This is a genomic window from Enterobacter sp. V87_3, assembly GCF_029967835.1.
Lineage (GTDB): Bacteria > Pseudomonadota > Gammaproteobacteria > Enterobacterales > Enterobacteriaceae > Enterobacter > Enterobacter cancerogenus.
Genome location: NZ_JASCAM010000023.1, coordinates 129,182 through 149,482, shown reverse-complemented (window position 1 = coordinate 149,482; position 20,301 = coordinate 129,182). Strand labels below are relative to the sequence as shown.

19 protein-coding genes are annotated in these 20,301 nt (G+C 54.2%); 10 read left to right on the top strand and 9 right to left on the bottom strand.

From position 1 onward, the window contains the following. The first annotated feature begins 566 nt into the window (after positions 1-566). The 4 genes from QLG21_RS11705 (at position 567) to QLG21_RS11690 (ending at position 5,238) form a co-directional block, all read left to right on the top strand. Positions 567-884, top strand: a complete 318-nt coding sequence (locus QLG21_RS11705; protein WP_006175480.1) for a colicin V family bacteriocin — start codon at positions 567-569, stop codon at positions 882-884. A 184-nt stretch (positions 885-1,068) separates the two neighbouring features. Then, positions 1,069-1,758: a type II CAAX endopeptidase family protein gene (locus QLG21_RS11700; protein WP_137848680.1), complete on the top strand. Its 690-nt coding sequence runs from the start codon at positions 1,069-1,071 to the stop codon at positions 1,756-1,758. Between the two features lie 95 nt (positions 1,759-1,853). Then, on the top strand, positions 1,854-3,131 hold the full coding sequence (locus QLG21_RS11695; RefSeq protein ID WP_137848896.1) for an HlyD family secretion protein: 1,278 nt from the start codon (positions 1,854-1,856) through the stop codon (positions 3,129-3,131). Beyond that, positions 3,121-5,238: a peptidase domain-containing ABC transporter gene (locus QLG21_RS11690; RefSeq protein WP_137848679.1), complete on the top strand. Its 2,118-nt coding sequence runs from the start codon at positions 3,121-3,123 to the stop codon at positions 5,236-5,238. Before QLG21_RS11695 ends, QLG21_RS11690 begins: the two co-directional genes overlap by 11 nt. A 52-nt stretch (positions 5,239-5,290) precedes the next feature. Here QLG21_RS11690 and QLG21_RS11685 read toward each other — a convergent pair whose 3' ends face one another. The 4 genes from QLG21_RS11685 to QLG21_RS11670 all read right to left on the bottom strand — a co-directional run bounded on the left by QLG21_RS11685 (position 5,291) and on the right by QLG21_RS11670 (position 7,380). Continuing rightward, positions 5,291-5,614 (bottom strand): colicin V family bacteriocin, encoded by a 324-nt coding sequence (locus tag QLG21_RS11685; protein WP_006175475.1) that lies wholly within the window; start codon positions 5,612-5,614, stop codon positions 5,291-5,293. A gap of 872 nt (positions 5,615-6,486) precedes the next feature. Continuing rightward, positions 6,487-6,669, bottom strand: a complete 183-nt coding sequence (locus QLG21_RS11680) for a DUF1869 domain-containing protein (protein ID WP_003856955.1) — start codon at positions 6,667-6,669, stop codon at positions 6,487-6,489. Positions 6,670-6,672: 3 nt separating this feature from the next. Beyond that, positions 6,673-7,026, bottom strand: a complete 354-nt coding sequence (locus QLG21_RS11675; protein WP_006175470.1) for a DUF1971 domain-containing protein — start codon at positions 7,024-7,026, stop codon at positions 6,673-6,675. A gap of 27 nt (positions 7,027-7,053) precedes the next feature. Then, positions 7,054-7,380, bottom strand: coding sequence for a DUF1971 domain-containing protein (locus tag QLG21_RS11670; RefSeq protein WP_282484462.1), 327 nt, complete (start codon positions 7,378-7,380; stop codon positions 7,054-7,056). Between the two features lie 244 nt (positions 7,381-7,624). Between QLG21_RS11670 and QLG21_RS11665 the strand changes: the two genes are divergently transcribed. After that, on the top strand, positions 7,625-7,798 hold the full coding sequence (locus tag QLG21_RS11665) for a GhoT/OrtT family toxin (protein ID WP_003856960.1): 174 nt from the start codon (positions 7,625-7,627) through the stop codon (positions 7,796-7,798). Positions 7,799-7,830: 32 nt separating this feature from the next. Here the strand turns inward: QLG21_RS11665 and QLG21_RS11660 are convergent, their stop codons facing one another. Genes QLG21_RS11660 through QLG21_RS11650 form a run of 3 tightly spaced genes read right to left on the bottom strand, consistent with a single transcriptional unit; the run spans position 7,831 to position 14,328 of the window. Then, positions 7,831-10,005 (bottom strand): virulence factor SrfC family protein, encoded by a 2,175-nt coding sequence (locus tag QLG21_RS11660; RefSeq protein WP_282484461.1) that lies wholly within the window; start codon positions 10,003-10,005, stop codon positions 7,831-7,833. Beyond that, on the bottom strand, positions 10,002-12,983 hold the full coding sequence (locus QLG21_RS11655; RefSeq protein WP_137848675.1) for a virulence factor SrfB: 2,982 nt from the start codon (positions 12,981-12,983) through the stop codon (positions 10,002-10,004). The genes QLG21_RS11660 and QLG21_RS11655 overlap by 4 nt, the downstream gene beginning before the upstream one ends. A 4-nt stretch (positions 12,984-12,987) precedes the next feature. Continuing rightward, a complete protein-coding gene (locus tag QLG21_RS11650; protein ID WP_282484460.1) occupies positions 12,988-14,328 on the bottom strand; it encodes an SrfA family protein in 1,341 nt (446 codons plus the stop codon). A 282-nt stretch (positions 14,329-14,610) separates the two neighbouring features. Between QLG21_RS11650 and QLG21_RS11645 the strand changes: the two genes are divergently transcribed. Together QLG21_RS11645 and QLG21_RS11640 are read left to right on the top strand one after the other, a co-directional pair. Beyond that, a complete protein-coding gene (locus QLG21_RS11645; RefSeq protein ID WP_282484459.1) occupies positions 14,611-16,209 on the top strand; it encodes an ABC transporter substrate-binding protein in 1,599 nt (532 codons plus the stop codon). Positions 16,210-16,305: 96 nt separating this feature from the next. Then, positions 16,306-16,539, top strand: coding sequence for a YdcY family protein (locus QLG21_RS11640; protein ID WP_042319865.1), 234 nt, complete (start codon positions 16,306-16,308; stop codon positions 16,537-16,539). 1 nt (position 16,540) lies between these two features. Here QLG21_RS11640 and QLG21_RS11635 read toward each other — a convergent pair whose 3' ends face one another. Together QLG21_RS11635 and QLG21_RS11630 are read right to left on the bottom strand one after the other, a co-directional pair. Continuing rightward, positions 16,541-16,990 (bottom strand): DMT family transporter, encoded by a 450-nt coding sequence (locus QLG21_RS11635; protein WP_282484458.1) that lies wholly within the window; start codon positions 16,988-16,990, stop codon positions 16,541-16,543. Further along, positions 16,987-17,505: a GNAT family N-acetyltransferase gene (locus QLG21_RS11630; RefSeq protein WP_282484457.1), complete on the bottom strand. Its 519-nt coding sequence runs from the start codon at positions 17,503-17,505 to the stop codon at positions 16,987-16,989. The genes QLG21_RS11635 and QLG21_RS11630 overlap by 4 nt, the downstream gene beginning before the upstream one ends. 150 nt (positions 17,506-17,655) lie before the next feature. Here QLG21_RS11630 and QLG21_RS11625 point away from each other — a divergent pair, with 150 nt between their 5' ends. From QLG21_RS11625 to QLG21_RS11615, 3 genes are all read left to right on the top strand, one after another. Continuing rightward, complete coding sequence (locus QLG21_RS11625) at positions 17,656-18,231, top strand: XRE family transcriptional regulator (RefSeq protein WP_006175453.1); 576 nt, start codon at positions 17,656-17,658, stop codon at positions 18,229-18,231. A 60-nt stretch (positions 18,232-18,291) separates the two neighbouring features. Further along, a complete protein-coding gene (locus QLG21_RS11620; protein ID WP_282484456.1) occupies positions 18,292-19,332 on the top strand; it encodes an NADP-dependent oxidoreductase in 1,041 nt (346 codons plus the stop codon). Positions 19,333-19,579: 247 nt separating this feature from the next. After that, positions 19,580-20,248, top strand: coding sequence for a GntR family transcriptional regulator (locus tag QLG21_RS11615; RefSeq protein ID WP_058608728.1), 669 nt, complete (start codon positions 19,580-19,582; stop codon positions 20,246-20,248). Positions 20,249-20,301: the final 53 nt, after the last annotated feature.

The window sequence follows — 20,301 nt, the reverse complement described above, 5'->3', positions numbered from 1 at the left end:
CGTATTGGCGTGAAATCTACTATTGACTGTCTGAGGGGGCAGAATAGTAGTCCGGAGATTACGCGACAATTGTTATCGGAATACGCTAATTAATGTGATCATGATCACATTTAGGGGTGTTGTTAGTATGATTATGGCAGCATTAGTTGTTAAATAAGACTCATTAGCATTTGCAAAGGTTGCGACAATACAGGTAAATAAAAATGACGATGAACTATTTTTCATAAGGTGATCCTGTGCTGTTTAATGAGTACAACAAGCATGGTTTGTTGTTCTTTTACTTATTCAAGCTGAATATTTCTTTGCTAGTGCTGTCCGTTAGAGACAAGGAGTGGTCATGGTTTTTAGAAATAAGCAAAGGAACTGTGATATTGCAGATGCGATTATTTCTGGCATTATTAATATCGTCATTTTCTATTCTTTTATTTCTCTATATAACATATTTGTCAATGACGAACCTATAATATCAGTTTCGAGAGCACTGGTTTCGGTATTTGCCGTTGTATGCATCTTTTTTTTGAGTAATGGATATTATTCGGTGTTAAATAAAATAAGGAACTACAAAGATGAAAATACTTACAAATAGTCAAATCAATACCGTGTCTGGAGCGGGAGGCGATATCGGCCGCGAAATTGCGCAGGGACTCGGTGCTGGTGCAGGTACGTATGTCGGCGGCACACCGGGGGCCATTGCTGGTGGAATAGCTGCGGGACAGGTGTATGACTGGGCTGCCGCCCATACACCCGATCCGGCGATGTCACCTTCTGGGCTGGGTGGAACAATCAGACAGAAACCTGCGAATTTGCCCTCCGAAGCATGGAACGCCGCGGCAGGACGAGAGTGCATATGGAGTCCTAATAACCTCAATGATGTTTGTTACTGATCCCTATGATGTCCGTATGATCTGTAACTGTGCCAAAAAGCCGGTTAAGCCGCCTGAACAGTTCACAGGACCCCAATCCTCTCTGCTTCCTTAAGAAGCATGTGAGCAGAATCATCAGGGTCATCCTGATGTGTACAGTCAGTGCGGTTTATGAGCATAATTTACACTTTTACTGGTCCAAAATATGAATGTTGACGGATACAACAGTGAAACTATTGAAAGGAGCAAATCTGTTACCGGTTGCTTTGCGATGTTCCTTCTTTTTATGGGTATCACGTTCTTACCCCTGTTTTATGACGGTAGTAAGGTGCTGTTAGACAAGGGATATCTTTATCCCTTGCTCTTTAGTCTGGAATTCATGATTATCTTTCCTCTTTATTACTTCTACTTTTGTAAAAGAGAAGGTTACGGCTGGGGGAATTTCCGGACCGGTATATTCTTCCCGCTCTTTTTGTGTGTCCTGTTTATTCAGTATGTTATACCTTCGCTTATTTTTACAGAACAGGCTGAAAGCTGGTCTGTGTCCCAATTGGCACTGAAAGGTCACGTATTCTGGATGAATGCTGTAATGATGATCCTGATTGTGCCGGTTTATGAAGAAATGATTTTCCGTGGTTGTCTTTTAAGCGTGTTCAGATACTGGTTCGGAAATAATATTTACGCTGCCGGAATTTTGGTCTCTCTTATATTTTCTGCGTGTCATCTGCAGTACCTGGACTGGCAATCGTTTGTGATGCTGTTTCTGGTCTCTGGTGTATTTGTCGTAGGACGAGTCAAATCCGGTGGAATACTGATGCCCGTTCTTCTTCATATGTTGATGAACATGACCGTGATCGGTGTGCCCTTTGTCAGCGCTTATCTGGGGAACGTCTGATAGCGTGAGCAGTTATGGGCGTTTTCGGCTATGACGCTTTATGTTTGCCGGCGTATGCACCACTTTTTATCTCAATTTTGATCCGGGAAGGAGATATGTTTCGAAAGGAAGCTCTGGAAAGCAGGAAAAAGACGTGGTACGGAAATGCGGTTTTACTACCGGGTGTTCCCGTCTGGCTGGTCATGGCAATGTCGGCGTTTTTCCTGACCTGTCTCATGACCTTCATCATTTCAGGTTCTTACACCCGACGTATTAACGTTCTGGGGGAAATAAGCACCTGGCCGAGGCCGGTAAATGTCTATTCTGGTATGCAGGGCTTTGTCGTCAAACAATTCATCAAAGAGGGGGACAGCATAAGGAAAGGGGAAGCTGTCTATCAGATTGATGTCAGTAAAAGTACCCGCAGCGGGGTGGTCAGTGATACGCAACGTCAGGATATTGATAACCAGTTGGCCCGTATCGGGAATATGATCGCTGGCATCAGGAAAAGTAAGGAAACAACGCTACGGACGCTTGAAAAACAGAAGTTGCAGTACAGCGAGGCTTTCAGGCGTTCTGCCGCTATTGTCCGTCGGGCGGAAGAAGGGATAAACATGATGAAGCAAAATATGGAGAACTACCGCCAGTATCAGAAACAGGGACTTATAACTAAAGATCAGTTAACCAGCCAGGTGGCACTGTATTATCAACAACAGAATAGCCTGTTGAATCTGAGCACACAGAATGCGCAGAACATCCTGCAGATAACCAGTCTGGACAGTCAGATCCAAACGCAGGCAGCTGAATTTGATAACCGCATTTACCAGATGGAACTGCAGCGTTACGAGTTACAGAAAGAACGTGTCACTACGGATGCCGGAGGCGATGTCATAGTTCGTGCATTGTCGGACGGAAAAATTGATTCGCTTAGTGTTACGCCGGGACAGATGGTCAGTGCAGGAGACAGCCTTCTGCAAATCGTTCCGCAGAACGTAAAAAGCCATGACCTGGTTTTGTGGGTACCGAATGATGCTCTGCCCTATATTTCTGTGGGTGACAGCGTGAATGTGCGCTACGAAGCTTTCCCGGCGGAAAAATTCGGACAGTTTGCGGCGAAAGTGATGCTGGTTTCCCGAACACCAGCGTCTTCCCAGGAAATGCAGACCTATGCGGGAGCGCCTCGGAACACTGCGGGAGGATCAATTCCTTACTATAAAGTGGTCGTCAGGCCGGAACGTCAGTCAATCGCTTACATGGGTAGAGATCTGCCGCTGGAAAACGGTATGAAGGCACAGAGCACATTATTTCTCGAGAAACGACGGATTTATCAGTGGATGCTGTCACCTTTCTACGACATGAAGCACAGCGTTACAGGGCCAGTGAATGACAACTAAACGCGTCCTGGCTGACCTGGGGAATAAACTTGATCTCAAACTTCGCAAACGCGTGCCAGTCGTGCATCAGACGGAATCGTCAGAATGTGGACTGGCCTGTCTGGCGATGGTTTGTGGCCATTATGGCCGAAACGTTGACCTCATTGCCCTGCGTCGGCAGTTTAACCTGTCTGCCCGGGGAGCCACGCTTGCGGGCGTCATGGAGACGGGAACTCAACTTGGAATGGAGACGCGGGCTTTATCACTTGATCTCTATGAACTCAGCGACCTCAGGCTACCCTGTATTCTTCACTGGAATTTTAATCACTTCGTGGTGCTGGTAAGCATCAGTAAGAAGGGGTTCGTGCTCCATGATCCGGCCCGGGGCCGGAGAATAGCAGATCCCAATGAAATGTCTCAGTGCTTCACCGGTGTTGCGCTGGAGGTATGGCCCGGCAGTACTTTTGTTCAGGAGACCGTCCAGAACCGGATCAGCATGCGGGCGTTACTACGCGGTGTTCATGGCATACGCGGCGCGCTGACCAAAATCTTCTGCTTTTCACTTTTCATTGAAACAATCACCCTGATGATGCCTGTGGGCACCCAACTGGTGATGGATCACGCCATTCCCGCAGGCGATCAGGGGTTGCTTACGCTCATCTGCGCAGGCCTGATGTTTTTCATCCTGTTACGGGCCACGGTCAGTATGATACGAGCCTGGTCAACAATCGTTATGGAAACGCTGATAAACGTGCAATGGCAGTCAGGGCTTTTCCGCCATCTGCTCCAACTGCCACTGGCATATTTTGAACGACGAAAACTGGGTGATATTCAGTCCCGCTTCGGTTCGCTGGATACGCTGCGTACGACATTTACGACCAGCGTGGTGGGGGCCATCATGGACAGTATTATGGTTGTCTGTGTGCTGGTCATGCTCGTACTTTATGGAGGATGGCTGACTGCCGTGGTACTGAGCTTTACCGCATTATATGTGATGATCCGTTTACTTACCTACAGCCATTACCGCCAGTTATCCGAAGATGCATTGGTCAGGGGGGCCAGGGCCAGTTCCTATTTTATGGAGACCCTGTACGGCATCGCGACCATTAAAATGCAAGGAATGGGACAGCGTCGAAGCCGTCACTGGCTCAATCTTAAGATTGATGCCATCAATACCGGCATCAGGCTCACCAGGATGGACATGTTATTTGGTGGGATAAACACCTTTGTAACTGCCTGTGACCAGGTTGTGATCCTGTGGCTGGGCACCAGTCTCGTGATTGATAACCAGATGACCATCGGCATGTTTGTCGCGTTCGGGGTTTTCCGCAGCCAGTTTTCAGCGCGGGTGGGTTCGCTGACAAACTATTTGCTTCAGCTGCGCATGATGAGTCTGCATAACGAAAGGATTTCGGATATTGCCCTCAATGAGCGGGAAGAGATTAAGCCGGACTCAGGACTGAAAGCCGCGATGGAGCCAGCGGGGCTGGAGACCCGGGGCCTTAGCTACCGATATGACAGCCAGTCTCCTCCTGTTTTCGTCGACCTCAGTCTCTGCATCAGGCCCGGAGAAAGCGTGGCCATCACGGGCCCCTCCGGATCGGGAAAAACGACACTGCTGAAGGTGCTTTGCGGACTGTTTGAGCCCAACTCCGGTCAGGTATTAATGGACGGAACCGATATCCGACAATTGGGCATCAATAATTATCATAAAATGATTGCCTGCGTGATGCAGGATGACCGTCTTTTCTCAGGCTCGGTGCGTGAAAACATCTGTGGCTTCGCTGAAACCACCGATGATGACTGGATGATGGAATGCGCCAGAGTCAGTTATATTCATGACGTGATCATGGCCATGCCCATGGGGTACGAAACGCTTATCGGTGAACTGGGGGAAGGGCTGTCAGGTGGGCAAAAACAGCGGCTGTTTATCGCCCGGGCGCTTTATCGCCGTCCCGGAATATTATTCATGGATGAGGCCACCAGCGCACTGGATACCGACAGTGAAATCGCAGTTAATCAGGCAATTAAACGACTGAATATTACACGGATTATTGTTGCGCACAGGGAAACGACGCTGAAGTCAGCTGATAGAAGAATCATTATTGGGACAGCGGCTGTGCCGTAGCCCAGCCTGAAATTGCCCGTCACAGTTTCCTGTACGGGCAGGTTATTAACTTTCAGGAACAATCTTTACCGCCAGAAAGGAAACATTTTGCAAAGTCCGCTGCGCCAGCGGCATTCGTGACAGTATCAGGATCGTGCGGATTAAATGGGGTACCTCCCAGCGTTCCCCCCAGTCCTGACGGCGACAGAGACGGATCGGGAGTATGCGTTGACGCCCAGTCATACGTCTGCCCTGCGGCGATCCCCCCGACAATCGCACCTGGTGTGCCGCCGACATATGTGCCTGCGCCTGCACCAAGGCCCTGGGCAATTTCCCGACCGACGTCACCGCCTGCACCGGCTACCGTATTGATTTGATTAGTGGTCAGTTCTTTCATTTCTGTATCTCCTTATTTTATACATCACCATAGAAAAGCCATTACAAACAAAAAAATGCATACAACCGCAAAATGACCTGTGGGGTTTATAGGACCCGTGATCCTACGCAGTGCTTAACGATTATCTGAATACATCAGGATGTCGTCCTTCATCGCGATCCGGGTGAAGATGGACACTGACAATAATGCAGGCAGCGACATTTGAAGGAGGCGGGGGATAATCTTCAGGCATGCACCAGATACAGGGTGACAATGCATGCCAGCCACTTCCTCACGATACATCGAAATGATAATGAGTATTATTTAACTATTTGTTCCAGCAAATGCCTACAGGGAACACGTTTAAATGTGATCGGGATCACCAACAGGCCGTGTGTCGGGGAAAAGACCCGTCATTCCCGGGTAAGGTGGTGAAGGTAAACAGGTTGCCTGTGTTCAGCCAGTCGGGTGCCTGAATACTGCTGCCGGGCACCCGACTGGCCATTTTGCTGAAATGGCTTTTTTCGAGCGAAGCCCTCTGGTAACCCGGTAGCCGATTCAGACCTCTCACAACACGCCTGTTCGCCAAAAATAAATAATCTAAAAACCACAAAGCGTAGCGCTCTGTATCGCAGATGGAAGGGCAACATCAGGCTGCTTTTACTGTTCCGGGTGCGCTATACATGGGAGGAAGACAACAAAGAACAGGGTTATAAAAAGAGAGTTTTGCTGAAAGGGGGGAACTAAAGGGGGACATCAATCCAACAGGCAGGCAGATTGACTAATGGGCATTGAGTTGAAGGAGAGTGATCCCCGACAGTCGCTAAACGACTGTCGGATGGCAGTATGTCGCTCATCGTCAGATACGACACCGCCACTAATGATCACGTTATTTACCAGCCGCACACCTCGTGCTCATTCTCGGTATCGTAAGCACGCACGGTATTCACCAGATCTTTTACCACGTCGGCGGCGACATCCGGTATCAGCAGCTCCATAGGAGCTTCTGTTTCATAATCGACCGATACACCGTTGCTGTTATTCGTGACCGTAACGGTATAGGTTGCCTTGCCCATGATTTACTCCTTATGCGTGTTAACCACTTTTCCAATACCTGCACCGCTGAGCGTGACGTCAGGATCGGCGAAAAAGTCGATATTAAAATAAGTATCGTCGGTCAACAGCTCAATGCGGTGCCATTTCTGCGGTGGGGAGATACCAAACGATCCCGCTTCTATGACCAGCTCCAGATCCGGCTCGGTGGCGTCGCCGTCGGCAAAACCGAAGTAACGCACTGCACCCTGCATCACGGATAAACGGCCATAAACGCCAGCTTTGGTGTTGTGATGAGTAAAGAGGGCTTTCGGTGCCGTCTCTTTCGTCCAGAACGGCGTGGAGCGGGTATGAACAAAATTCTCAGGAATACGTAGCATAGAGTTTTCCTTCTTGATGTCAGGCGCTTAAAGCGACTTCAGTACGTCAGGCTCGACAAAAAAGTCGATGTTAAACAGCGTGTCGTCGGTCATCACTTCAATGTGGTGCCATCTCTCCGGCGGAAAAACGCCGAACTGGCCTGCTTCAATGATCAGTTCACTGTCAGGCTCAGGCGTGACTTCATCAGCATAGCCTAAGTAACGTACTGCACCCTGTGAAACGGACAGGCGAGGGTAAACGCCCGGTCGTGTGCCCTTATCCAGATGACGGATGAAAATCCCGGCGGGAGCCGTCTCTTTGTTCCAGAAAGGGGTGGAGCGGGTATGAATACAACTTTGCGGAATGCGTAGCATGTTTCCTCCCATAAAAGCCTGTCTCCATTAGACTGCTTTTCGCGAAGGCAAATTTATCATAATGTGCATTTATAATGCATGTTACTAATAAAGAGGATCCCTTGTGCTCCGGGGTTGTTACGAAGTGTACTCAGTTGTTATTACCCTTATTCTTAAAAGGGTTATGATGTAACGAAAAAACTTGATCTGTGTCAACGTATGACGCATATTGCGTGCGGTTATTTTTTCGGCTCAGGTAAACAGAATGACGTTGTATCAAAAGATGTTGGTTTTCTACGCAATCATGGCGTCAATCTGCGCGTTAATCACCTGGTTCCTCTCCAAAGATCGCAAGCGCATTCGTCTGCTGAGCGCATTTCTTGTCGGTTCGACCTGGCCGATGAGCTTCCCGGTCGCACTGCTGATCTCGCTTTTCTGAAAGCAGCCCGCACTGCTGCGGGCCGTGAAAGGTTAGCCTAACAGCCTCTGCAACGCCTTTCTTGCACTGGGTTGAACGTCGTGCGGATGATGATACTCGATGTTCTCAATCGCCCGGCTGTAGAGGGCAACCAGCCAGTCGTACACATAGACCGTTGCAGCATGCACGGGCTGCTCGCCCAGACGCGTGAGCCTTGGCGTGTCGCTGTTGACCACCGGTGTCACGAAGATCGCCTGGCCTTTACGCAGGCGGCTGGCCGGACGTTCGGCGACAGGCGTCTTTTCATACCCCAGCCAGCCCACGAAATTCCCCATTACGGCATGAAGCTGCGCTGCGCTGCTTTTATCCCCGTCGACAATATTCTGCACTTGCGCAGGCAGATCCAGGCGATAGCTGGCGACGACCAGAACGTCCGCCACCTGTTGCAAAACCGCAGGCTCCAGGCCCAGACGGGCAGCGGCGGCCTCATTGCGGCTCCACTGGCGCAGGTGGTTGATCCAGACTTTATGCGCCAGACGCGCCTTGTCTTTGGTCTGGAACGTCCCGGTGCTTTCCTGGGTATTATCCGCGAAGAGATCGATCGTATCGGTAAACAAGCCGTTGACCTGTTCTTCACGTGGCTGCTGAACGGCCAGCAGCGTCTCAAACGCGCTTAACGGAGGAAGTAAACCCTCCAGCAGTTCACCATGGCGGGCGGCACTGCCCTGCAGGGTGCGAACCATGTTTTCGGCCAGCGCGCGTCTGGCCTCGGGGGTTTGCGTCAACGGCGCAAGCCAGGGCTGCATCAGCGCCGCCAGCGCGTGCTGTAGCGATGAGTGTAATGCGCGCAGGCGTTTCTGACGTTGAGCAGGCAGGGTGGCTTGCGACAGCCACTCCACCACGCGCTGCATGCTGTGGCTATCCAGCGCCTGTAGGGTTCCCCAGCGCAAACCCGGTTGACCCAGCAGCTGTTGCACCGCCTCGTCGAGATTGTGTTTGGTGGTAAACCGCGCGTCGTGCGGCGTAATGGCCCACACCAGCCCCGGCAGGGCCGACGCGTCGGCTGACTGGGTTTCTTGCACCCAATTCAGCAGCACGTTGGCCGTATGGGCCGTCTGATCGTGTCGGGCCGTTGCGTTGCAGACAACCAGGACATCAGGCTGCAGCTGCTGGCGATAGTGATCAAGCAACCACTGGCGCTTGGCCTGCGTCAGTAGCGGCGTCTCATCCGTAGTAAACGCCGGAATATCAATCAGATCGACATCGTCCAGCACGCCGTGCTCAACGGGCAGCACCAGCTCGCGGGTCAAAAACGCCAACACGTCGACGGGAATGCTGATGGCGTTAAGCATGTCGCCGTGGCTGAGCGGGTGTAGCAACGCTTCCTGCGCGTCGGGTGAGGTCAGGGTGGTGTGGGTGAGAAACCCTTCGCACGGCAGACCGAAGTTATCCACCAGCAGGCTCAGCGGGGCAGCAAGCTCGCGCGCATGGCTGGTCTGATGCAGCACATGCGCAAACCTCAGCCACTGCTGGGTTAACTCCTGCTGCTCGCCCCACAGCAGCGACCAGACGCTGGCGCGAGTGCTGAGATCGAGGGAAGGCACAAGCGTGGCAAACTGATGCCAGAGCGCGTCATCAATCTGTTGTTTCGCACCCGGTACCGCGTTCTGCCAGAATCGGGCGATAGCCCCCACTTCCTGCGCGCTCATTCCCGGCACGCCCTGCGGCTGGCGAAGCGCGCGCCATTTTTCAAGCCGGGCTTCGATAACCGATTTCTCCACCGGGCGGATCGGCGGATGAAGGAGAGTGCGTGCGATAAACAGCTGAACCAGTTCCGCTTCCGTGACCAGGCTCAGACGCAGCGGGAAGGCGTCATCCGCAATGTCAGGGTGCTTTTTCGTAAAGCGAACGGCCATGTTGGTCAGGCCGTGGCCCGGGTTAATATGCGAAAAATAGTCGAACGTGCGCTGCCCAAGGGACACGTTCATTCGGCCGCTACCGCTGCCGCACAGCGAGGTGAGCAGGTGCGCTTTCGCCGCCTGCGAATGACCGTACAGGCCAATGCTGCTCTGGCTTGCCAGCGCGCGGTCAATCGCCTGTTCACGCGCCTGGGCTGCATTCAGTCGCGCCAGCAGCGCATCCGCATCGTTATCCAGCATCGGGGCATGCTGGCGCGTCTCGTTAATCCACCCGATCAGGGCCTGAGTGGTGGTCGTCGTCGCAGTCATTTCAGGTATACGCTCCCGCTGTCGATCCAGTAATGGCTACCGCTATGACGGCGATCGGCCAGGGTATTCAGTTTAAACGTTAAGGCATCCGGCGGAACGGGCGTGCCGTCCTGCAGCCACGCGTCGCTCAGCTCGAACGATTCCGGGCCTTCATGCTTGCCACCGCCGCGCAGTTTGAGGCGCACGTTCAGCACGCCGTCGCCGGCAATGGCTTTTGCCAGTTCGGCAGAGTTGATGCTCAGGGTGTACAGCGGCGTGGCCGGCCAGCGGGCGTTTGCCAGCTGGCGGAAGCCCAGGGTGACGTTTCCGCGCAGCGGGAAGTGAAGCCGTGCGTCGAGTCTGGCACCCGGCTTATCAAGATCGACCTCCTGATACCAGACGTTCTCGTCGCGCAGGGTATTCACCGTGTTGTCCAGTACGCCCAGATAACGCACGGTGGAGTACGCACCGATGTCAGCCGCTTTGAAGTTAAAGCGCGGCAGGCGCAGATCAAGCGCCAGGCTGCACAGCATCGCCCCCACCGCAGCGGTTGATTTCGGATTGCCAATGCGCCCCTGCTGGCTGAAGGGATACCACTCGTGAACCTGGTACTTATCCAGCCAGACGATGCGGTTTACCGGTACCGGCTGCAGGTGGCGGATTAACGCCTGAACGCCGGGCAGGCAACCCGGACGGCCAGTGATCAGCAAAATGTCACAGCTGTAATGCGAGATCGCTTCACATACCGCATGAAGCGGTGCCGCCAGCGTGAACTGGCCCGCCAGCATCGCGTCCTGCATTTCCCGGAAATTGACGTGCAGCGGAACTGCGAACAGATCGAACGCGTCGGACCCTGCTGGCAGGGCGTGGTCGATGGCCTGTTGCAGATAGTTCATCACGTTGCGCGTAGGCTTCTGCGGGAGCAAATCGCCAAAAGTGGCGTGCAGCCCGGCCAGCGGATCGTCGATATCGCTCGATTCCCACGCCGCCAGAATCGCGTGCCCCAAAGGCATAAAGAGCTGAAGGGCGGTTTGCTGGCGCAGCACGGCCTGGGTATCAATACGGCCTGAATCCCCGAACAGCGAAGCCATCAGCAGGGACGCGTCCGCCATTCCGGATTTTTGCAGCTGGGTTTGCAGCGCGGGAAGGACATAGCGCTGGATAACGTCCAGCAGGGTGTCATCCCCGGCGACCTTGAACCCTTCACGGAACAGCAGCTGCGGGGTAATTTTAACGTTGTTACCCGAGCCGTCGTCGAGCTGATAGTGGGTAATGGCCATATCGGTCGTGCCGCCGCCAATGTCGATAGAGGCGACGCGCAGCGCCCGACCAGGCTCAACGCCAGGCTGCGGTTCACGATCGGGACGAGCAAGCGAAGCGAAAAAGGCTTCGGTCTGTCCGCCAAAATGAGAAATCGCTTCGTTGTACAGCCACACCAGCTGACCACAGCTCGCCTCATCCCACTCCATCTGGATTTCAGGAACCGGCACAACGCTTTTTTCCTGCTGTTTACGGCTGGCAAAATCGTCGTCCTGCGGGTGCCATCCCATCGCTTTCCAGACGATGGCGATCGCTTCAAACATGCGACGGCGGAAGATCTCACGCTCCTGTTTCGGCATGGCCGACGGCAGGGTGAGGATCAGGGTGCGCAGCTGGCGCGGCGAAGCCGGGAAGCCAAGGCGCAGGCGGGTGGCGACGCTGTTAATCTGTCCCAGCGCCTGCGCCAGCAGTTCACACAGCATATGCGTCATCAGGGTGCTGCGGCTGTACTGCGGCGAGAAAACCGGCAGCCGTTCATCCTGCGGCAGCGTAAAGAGCGGTTCGCCGTCGTCGTTCATCAGGTTCATCAGCGGGAACGCCGTCGCCAGGGGTTCCCGCTGCGTTTTGCTGTTCATCTGGCTAAAGCGCCAGTCCTGCACAACCGGGGTTTCATCCCACAGGTAGCGGCGCGGGCTGGAAATACCGCTGTTGCCCTCGGTGCCCAGACGCTGCATCGCCAGCTTGCGGGCCTCGTCGCCCACGCGAACGATAGAGGGCCAGACAAAGGCATCCTCGCGGCCACTTTCCACCGAGAAGTGCTGTTTGCCAAAGCGGGCCTCTGAAAACTCCAGGCGGCTGGTGAACAGCGGATCGTTAAGGAACTGCGGTTCGCTCAGGGAACGCACCTGCAGCTCGGCGGTCTGACGCAGGCCGTCATTGGCATCGCCATGATCTTCGATAATAACGCCACAGGTATGGGTGTTTCCCACGTCGAGGATCAGGTCGACGGGGATCGCCGGGGTGCTGAGCGTATGGGTGACAAATTTCACCTCGGGCACGGTAAGCTGCTCGCCGAGCAGCGTCAGCAGGTTCAGCCAGTGCGCCTGGTATTCAAAGCTGCGCATGGCCTGATGCAGATCGCGCTCGGCGCGGTTTTCAACTTCCATCGCGTACTGGCTAAAGGCTTCGCGCAGCCAGCCGTCGATCCAGGTCTGGTCGAGGAAGCTTTCGACTTCGCTATCGCGCCAGGCCAGCGCAAATCGCGTGCCGTTCAGAATATCGTTTTCAACGGGGGAGAGTGCGGCGGTGGCATGCTCCGCAATCTGGCTGTCGAGCGCCAGGGTGACGCGGTGCGTATTGCCTGCCGAATCTGGTGCAGTTAGTTTGCGGATCTGCACGCGTGCCCAGTTATCAGGCCCCTCTACAAAGGTGCGCGGCGGGTTAAAGCGCAGAAACGGCAGTGGAAGCCAGACGCCGTCCAGCACAGCAAGGGACTGGTGCAGCGTAATGGTGCTCTCGGGCTTCAGGACTTCTGGCTGGCCGCCGCCCGTCGCCGGAAGCGTGTAGCGGCCATTGACCAGATCGTAATCAAGACGCAGCAGAGGGCCGTTGGCGGTTTTGCGGACAAACCGCCCGGTGCTGGCGGTGTCCTGGGGCGTCAGACCAAAATCCAGAAATTGCACGCCGCTGTTAGCAATAAGCGTGACGCTCTGTTTGTAGTCGCAAAGATTTACCAGCATAGGATCAGGCACCTGCTTTTTTGAACGTCAAAGGAACAACGGTTTTGGCATCATATCGGGCGCTGCATTCCGCCACGTCGCTGGTGCCGGATTTACAGGAGACTTCCGGCATCGGATAACGCGAACCATCCGTGCAGCGGGCGTTGCCGCGGCTTTTGATCATCAGTTCACCGTTGCTGTGCAAGCCGGAGAAGATCTCCGCGCGACAGACAATATTGTCCCCGTGAACGACGCGGGCAGTGCCTTTGTTGTTCTGGATCTGATAGCGCAGCGAGGGCGGCTTGCCGGTGATCGGATCTTTCACGTCCAGAATCACGCGCCAGGTACCGTTCAGGAAGCGGGTCGAACCGGCTTTCACCTGATCGGCCTCCATGACCATGGCATCTTTCGGGATCGCAGCAATCACTACAGGCTCCGGCTCAGGCGCTTTCACCGGTGGTGCCACGACGACGGCCTGGTGCAGCGGCAAATTCATCGCCAGCGGTTCGACCGTTTTTACCGGTGCAGGCGCGATAACGACCGCAGCAGGCGCTGCTACAGGAGCAGGTTCGGCTGAAGGTGCCTGTTCAGGCCACAGCAGCGGAGTGGCGATGGCGGCAACAATCACGGCGGCAACGGGCAGCGACCACAGCGGGACGCGGCGTTTTTTTACCACGATTTTGGCCGGAGGTTCGCCAGCGGGTTCCGTCACCTTATGGGCGGGCGCTGGCTCATAGAGCGCCTCTTCCGTAATGCGTACGCCGGGAGCGGGCGGGGCGGGAGTCATCAGCGGCTCGTCGGCTTGGGCGAACGTGACAGGTGCGGCTTCGGGTTCCGGTTCTGGCTCGGGTTCTTCGATGACCACCGGGGCCGGTTCCGGGATCAGCGCGTCGCGCAGGCAGCTCAGCACATCATCGCGGGCGTTTTCGTTAAGGTTCACGAAGCCCCAGAAGCAGATCACCGGTTTGCCATCCACCAGATACAGAAAGTTTTCGCCAGGGAACTGGAACGCTTTGGAAAGCAGGGAGCCAAACAGCTGCTGGGCGGTTTTCGGCGACTGGATACACTTTTTGCTCAGCGACTCCACGCTCGCCAGCGTACTGTCGAGGTAGCGCAGGGCGCGAAACCGGTCGTCTTCTCCGGCGCCTTTCCAGCTTGTCACCGCGCCCTCAATGGGGGCGTACCAGTCAACGCGATCGCCGCCGTCGTTGACCTGCGGGATAGCCAGACAATCAACTATCGACTGTTGCTTGCGCAAGCGGAGTGCTTCCCGGATTTGCAGGGCTGATTCAAATACGGCCTGTCCGCCGCCGCCAACGGCCTGAAAATCATCCAGATTACCGCTGCGTAAAAGTGTTTTTGCCACGATGTGTTCCCATAGACTTCTTCACACCGTTACTTTAACGAAAAGGTAAAACAAGCAAACGGCAGAGGAGACGCCAAAAGCGCCGATTTCTTGCGGCATTGTTCGTAACGGTTGTGCTTGACGAAGAAGGGAACTTAAGGCAAATCACGTTCTCTGCGCTGGCTGGAAAATCAGCGAAAAACGCTGCTTTAGAATAACCTGATAGTGTTTCGTTATTTGCCAGGTGATATCGGCTGTGCTGTTATTACTGTCCACAATAATAAAACCGAAAGGGTTATAACCATGTCTACAGGGAAAACGCTGCTCGCCCTCGCGCTGAGCACTCTTTTACCGGCAAGCGCCGCATGGGCGGCAAATAACGATACGCTTATTTACTGCTCTGAAGCCTCGCCAGAGTCGTTTAACCCGCAGATCGCCAGCTCCGGCCCGACGTTCGTCGCCAGCTCTCAGGTACTTTACAACCGGCTGATTAACTTTGATCCGGTGAAAAATACGCCGGTGCCATCCCTGGCGGAGTCATGGACCATTTCTCCTGACGGCAAAACTTATACCTTTACGCTGCGTAAAGGGGTTAAGTTCAACAGCAACAAATACTTCAAACCTACCCGCGATTTTAACGCCGATGACGTTATTTTCTCCGTCATGCGTCAGAAAGACCCTAAGCATCCGTATCACAATGTCTCTCAGGGGAATTACGAATACTTTAATGACGTGGGCCTTGATAAGCTGATTCAGGACGTGAAAAAGATCGATGATTATCACGTACAGTTTACGCTGAGTGAGCCAAACGCGGCGTTCCTCGCGGACTGGGGAATGGACTTTGCTTCCATTCTGTCAGCAGAGTATGCGGACGTGATGCTCAAAAAAGGAACGCCAGAGAACGTCGATACCTGGCCAATTGGTACCGGCCCGTATGTTCTCCAGCAGTACAAAGTGGATTCGCTGATCCGCTACGTGGCGAACCCCAACTACTGGGATGGCGCGGTTCCCACGAAGCACCTGATCTTCTCCATCACGCCTAACGTGGAAACCCGTCTGGCGAAACTGCAAACCAATGAATGCCAGGTGATCCCTGCGCCATCGCCGGTGCAGTTTGATGTCATCAAGAAAAACAAAGATCTGACGCTGCACTCGGTGGATGCGCTGAACGTGGGCTATCTGGCGTTTAACACCGAGAAAAAACCTTTTGATAACGTGCTGGTACGCCAGGCCCTGAACTACGCGACGGATAAAAAAGCCATCGTGAATGCGGTCTTTATGGGGTCCGGTACGGTGGCAAAATCGCCGATCCCGCCGAACATGATGGGCTTTAACCACGATTTGAAAGATTACGCCTACGATCCTGAAAAAGCCAAAGCGCTGCTGAAGCAGGCCGGGCTTGAGAAGGGCGCGGAAGTGACGCTGTGGTCCATGCCGGTTCAACGGCCTTATAACCCGAATTCGCGTCGCATCGCAGAGATGATCCAGAGCGACTGGGCTAAAGTTGGCGTGAAGGCCAAAATCGTCTCCTACGAGTGGGGCGAGTATCTCTCCGGTATGCGCAAAGGCGAGCACGACTCGGCGCTGTTTGGCTGGATGTCGGACAACGGCGATCCGGATAACTTCGCGGACGTTCTGCTGGGCTGCAATAGCATCAAAACCGGATCCAACGCCGCGCGCTGGTGTGATAAGGGGTATGATGAGCTGGTGCAAAAAGCAAAATTAATCAGTGACCCAACCGAGCGTGCGAAACTCTATGGTCAGGCGCAGGAGATTTTCTACCAGCAGGCTCCGTGGATTGCCCTTGCAAACGGCAAGACGTTCTATGCCACCCGCAGCAACGTCACCGGGTATAGCGTAAGCCTGATGGGCAGCGATTTCTCGAAGGCGAGACTGAATTAACCATTTTGCCCGGTGGCGCTGCGCTTACCGGGCCTACAAGTCTTGGGTAGGCTGGGTGAGGCGTAGCCGCCACCCGGCAAATTATAAGGAGTGACAGTGTCACATTTAAATGAAGTGATTGCCCGCGTTGATGCCGCTCTACAGGAGAGCGTAATCGCCCACATGAATGAACTCTTGATCGAACTGAGCGACGACACTGAGCTTAGCCGGGAAGATCGTTACACCCAGCAGCAGCGGTTACGTACCGCAATTGCCCATCACGGCAAGCAGCACAAAGAAGAGATGGACGCTCGCCTCGAACAGCTGACGAAGGGCGGCACAATCCTTTAACTCAGAACTGACGGCGGGCCACCAGCCACGCGCCGACCACCAGCATTACTGCGCCACATCCCGGCCCGATCAGGGCGCGCAGCGGGACCCCGTGGCTTTTCAGTATATCCATTACCAGCCCGCCAATCAGTTGGCTGGCTACCAGCACGGCGATGGTCGTTGCTGCGCCAACGTTCTGATATCCGCTGATACTGGCAAAGACAAAAAACGATCCCAGCAAACCGGGGATCAGCGTCCACCAGCGTATCGTCGCGGCCAGTTCGCCTAATCCGCTAAAACCCTGCTTAATCAGTAAAATGCTGACAAACAACACGATACCGACCAGCGAATTGAGCAGCATGGCGATAAGGATGGTGGACGAAGACTGGGTGATGCGCACCATCAGCATATTTTGCACCACCAGACCGATGCCCGCCGCAACCAGACAGGCCAGCGTAATCGACTGATTCATGGCAGGGCGTCCGGATCGCTGCGCTCATCCAGTTGCAGCTGCATAAAGGTTAAATCCAGCCAGCGGCCAAACTTGGTACCCACCTGTGGCATTTGCCCGGTAGTGATAAAACCCAGCGTATCGTGCAGATGGATCGAGGCGTGGTTTTGCGTCTCTATTCCCGCCACCATCACGTGTTTGCCCCTTTTGCGGGCTTCATCAATCAGCGCTTTCATCAGCACGCGGCCAATCCCTTTTCCCTGATGGTCCGGGTGAACGTACACCGAGTGCTCAACCGTATGGCGAAAACCTTCGAAAGCCCGCCAGTCGCCGAACGAGGCATAGCCCGTCACCGTGCCGTTCTCTTCGCTGACCAGTACCGGAAAACCGGCCAGCGTCCGCGCTTCAAACCATGCGATGCGGTTATCGACATCCACGGTTTTGTCGTTCCAGATAGCAGCGGTGTGCAGTACCGCATGGTTGTAGATGTCACCGATGGCGGCGCAATCTTCTTTGCAGGCATGACGAACGATCATGGCGAATCCTCTGAGCGTGTTGTTCACTATAGTAGTACAGACTTGTCACGATATTACACAAGGGGGATATGACTACGCTACGGCATAATCCATATTTTTTTGTTATGAAAACTGCGTTGAAATGCTGTTCATACACTATAGTATGACGTCATGAACACTATTTCAGACAATATGAATCAACGGATTAGCGCCAGAATTCGCCTTGAACGGGAATCCCGGGGATGGTCATTGAGCGAGCTGGCCGACCGGGCCAGCGTGTCGCGTGCCATGATCCACAAAATTGAACGCGGAGAAAGCAGCCCCACGGCGACGCTGCTTGCGCGTTTGTCCGGGGCGTTTGGCATCAGCATGTCGACCCTTATTGCCCGCGCCGAAATGCAGGAGGGTAAACTGCTGCGTCTGGCGAACCAGCCGGTATGGCGCGACCCGCAAACGCACTATCTTCGCCGCCACGTCTCACCGCGAACCGACCTGCCTATCGATCTCGTCCAGGTTGAACTCCCTGCAGGCAGCGACGTGCCCATGCCCGCATCATCCTACGCACTGGCGCGCCAGCTGATCTGGCTGCAGTCCGGGAAGCTGGTCTTTCTGGAGGGGGACACCCGCCATGAAATGAACGCGGGAGATTGCCTGGAGCTGGGGCCGCCAAACGACTGTCGGTTTATCAACGAGACCGATGCACCGTGCGTGTATCTGGTGGTCAGGCTTAATCAGTCCGGAACGTAACAATCATGTGGCCCGTCGAGACGGGCCGCGCAGGACATTTGCACAAATGAGGAGCGATCTATGAGTCAATCTGCAATGCAAAATCGTCGCTGGGTACTGGCGTCTCGCCCGCATGGCGCACCGACGCCAGAGAATTTTCGTTTAGAGGAACAGCCCATTCCCGAGCCGGGAGAGGGCCAGGTGCTGTTGCGCACCGAGTGGCTGTCACTCGATCCGTATATGCGTGGACGCATGAGCGATGCGCCATCCTATTCGCCACCCGTTGAGATTGGGGCGGTGATGGTGGGGGGAACGGTCAGCCGCGTTGAGCGGTCAAACCATCCCGATTTCAAACCCGGCGAGTGGGTGCTCGGCTACAGCGGCTGGCAAACCCATGCATTGTCCGACGGAAAGGATCTGGTGAAACTGGGTGACAACCCTGCGCATCCTTCGTGGTCGTTGGGGATCCTGGGTATGCCGGGCTTTACGGCCTATATGGGACTGCTGGATATCGGGCAGCCCAAATCCGGCGAAACCCTGGTGGTGGCCGCAGCAACCGGGCCTGTCGGCGCGACGGTCGGGCAAATCGGTAAAGTCAAAGGCTGCCGCGTCGTGGGCGTAGCCGGTGGCGAGGAAAAATGCCGTCATGCGGTCGAGGTTCTGGGATTCGACAAGTGTATCGATCACCATGCGGATGACTTTGCGCAGCAGCTGGCCGATGTCTGCCCTGACGGCATCGACGTCTACTATGAGAACGTCGGCGGTAAAGTCTTTGATGCCGTATTGCCGCTGTTGAACACCTCCGCCCGCGTACCGATTTGCGGTCTGGTCAGCGGCTATAACGCCACCGACCTGCCGGACGGCCCCGATCGTTTGCCGCTGCTGATGGGCACACTCCTCAAGAAACGCATTCGCATGCAGGGGTTCATCATCGCCCAGGACTATGGTGATCGCATCGACGAGTTTCAGGTGCAGATGGGCCGCTGGGTGCAGGAGGGCAAAATCCATTATCGTGAGCAGGTCACGGATGGGCTGGAAAACGCACCTCAGGCATTAATCGGCCTGCTTGAAGGGAAAAACTTCGGCAAAGTCGTGATACGCGTGGCGGCTGATAACAAATAAATCGTTCATGGCGGGGTTTCCCGCCATAATCATTTGTGAAGATACGATATATTGTCTTTAATTAAACAGCATAGCGATCGGCGCCATCAGCATAGACGGCCCGACCGTGATAAAAAATACCGTTTGCAGTATTTGCGTTTATGCGCATCTCCCAATACCAGGCATAACGATACAGGATATATCAACCCGGCGGCGTTTTTTAACGGCCGCTGCAAAGAGCATTTTGTTTTGGCTACGGGAAGTGAATATGCTTGATTTGGATCATTTAGAAAAGGCACAACGAATCAGTCTGACTATGCAAGTTGAGATCAGTTTGAAAGGAGCATTAATTACCGGCTCCCTGAAACCTGGTGCACGGCTGATTACCAAAGAAATTGCAGATAAATTAGGCACCAGCATTACGCCGGTGCGTGAGGCGCTTTTGCGGCTGGTCTCCGCAGGGGCACTGCATGCCACGCCAGCACAGGCTTTTCTGGTGCCGGAAGTGACGCTCGAACGCTACAAAGAGATCAATACCATCAGAAAGCAGCTGGAGCCGATGGCTGTCGCTGCTGCCTGCGGCCACATGTCTGAAGCCAAAGTGAATGCGTTACGTGAATTGTCTGAAGCTTTTCATGAGGCCATGCGGCAGGGCAATGTGCAGCGGGCCCTGCACGCCAACCGCGTATTTCGTTTCAGTCTTTATCAGTATGCTGAAATGCCAACGCTGAGCGCGCTCATCGAGCAACTGTGGGTGCGCATTGGGCCGTGCATTAACTATTTGCATGACGAGCTGAAGGACGTTCCGGTTGAGACCTACCACTATGCGGAGCTGCTTGACGCCCTTGAGCAAAAAGATGTCGTCGCCAGCCAAAAAGCGATCGATAAATTGATTGATGAAGCGGATACACTTTTACAACGGCAATATTTTAGCTAGGGAATTATCGGGTCAGGAGTCTATTTTTTATTCATAGCATTTATTTGATGAAT

Bases quoted from the DNA above. Each gene is read 5' to 3' on its own strand.
- QLG21_RS11705 (WP_006175480.1), top strand. From the start codon at position 567: ATGAAAATACTTACAAATAGTCAAATCAATACCGTGTCTGGAGCGGGA.
- QLG21_RS11700 (WP_137848680.1), top strand. From the start codon at position 1,069: ATGAATGTTGACGGATACAACAGTGAAACTATTGAAAGGAGCAAATCT.
- QLG21_RS11695 (WP_137848896.1), top strand. From the start codon at position 1,854: ATGTTTCGAAAGGAAGCTCTGGAAAGCAGGAAAAAGACGTGGTACGGA.
- QLG21_RS11690 (WP_137848679.1), top strand. From the start codon at position 3,121: ATGACAACTAAACGCGTCCTGGCTGACCTGGGGAATAAACTTGATCTC.
- QLG21_RS11685 (WP_006175475.1), bottom strand. From the start codon at position 5,614: ATGAAAGAACTGACCACTAATCAAATCAATACGGTAGCCGGTGCAGGC.
- QLG21_RS11680 (WP_003856955.1), bottom strand. From the start codon at position 6,669: ATGGGCAAGGCAACCTATACCGTTACGGTCACGAATAACAGCAACGGT.
- QLG21_RS11675 (WP_006175470.1), bottom strand. From the start codon at position 7,026: ATGCTACGTATTCCTGAGAATTTTGTTCATACCCGCTCCACGCCGTTC.
- QLG21_RS11670 (WP_282484462.1), bottom strand. From the start codon at position 7,380: ATGCTACGCATTCCGCAAAGTTGTATTCATACCCGCTCCACCCCTTTC.
- QLG21_RS11665 (WP_003856960.1), top strand. From the start codon at position 7,625: ATGACGTTGTATCAAAAGATGTTGGTTTTCTACGCAATCATGGCGTCA.
- QLG21_RS11660 (WP_282484461.1), bottom strand. From the start codon at position 10,005: ATGACTGCGACGACGACCACCACTCAGGCCCTGATCGGGTGGATTAAC.
- QLG21_RS11655 (WP_137848675.1), bottom strand. From the start codon at position 12,983: ATGCTGGTAAATCTTTGCGACTACAAACAGAGCGTCACGCTTATTGCT.
- QLG21_RS11645 (WP_282484459.1), top strand. From the start codon at position 14,611: ATGTCTACAGGGAAAACGCTGCTCGCCCTCGCGCTGAGCACTCTTTTA.
- QLG21_RS11635 (WP_282484458.1), bottom strand. From the start codon at position 16,990: ATGAATCAGTCGATTACGCTGGCCTGTCTGGTTGCGGCGGGCATCGGT.
- QLG21_RS11630 (WP_282484457.1), bottom strand. From the start codon at position 17,505: ATGATCGTTCGTCATGCCTGCAAAGAAGATTGCGCCGCCATCGGTGAC.
- QLG21_RS11625 (WP_006175453.1), top strand. From the start codon at position 17,656: ATGAACACTATTTCAGACAATATGAATCAACGGATTAGCGCCAGAATT.
- QLG21_RS11620 (WP_282484456.1), top strand. From the start codon at position 18,292: ATGAGTCAATCTGCAATGCAAAATCGTCGCTGGGTACTGGCGTCTCGC.
- QLG21_RS11615 (WP_058608728.1), top strand. From the start codon at position 19,580: ATGCTTGATTTGGATCATTTAGAAAAGGCACAACGAATCAGTCTGACT.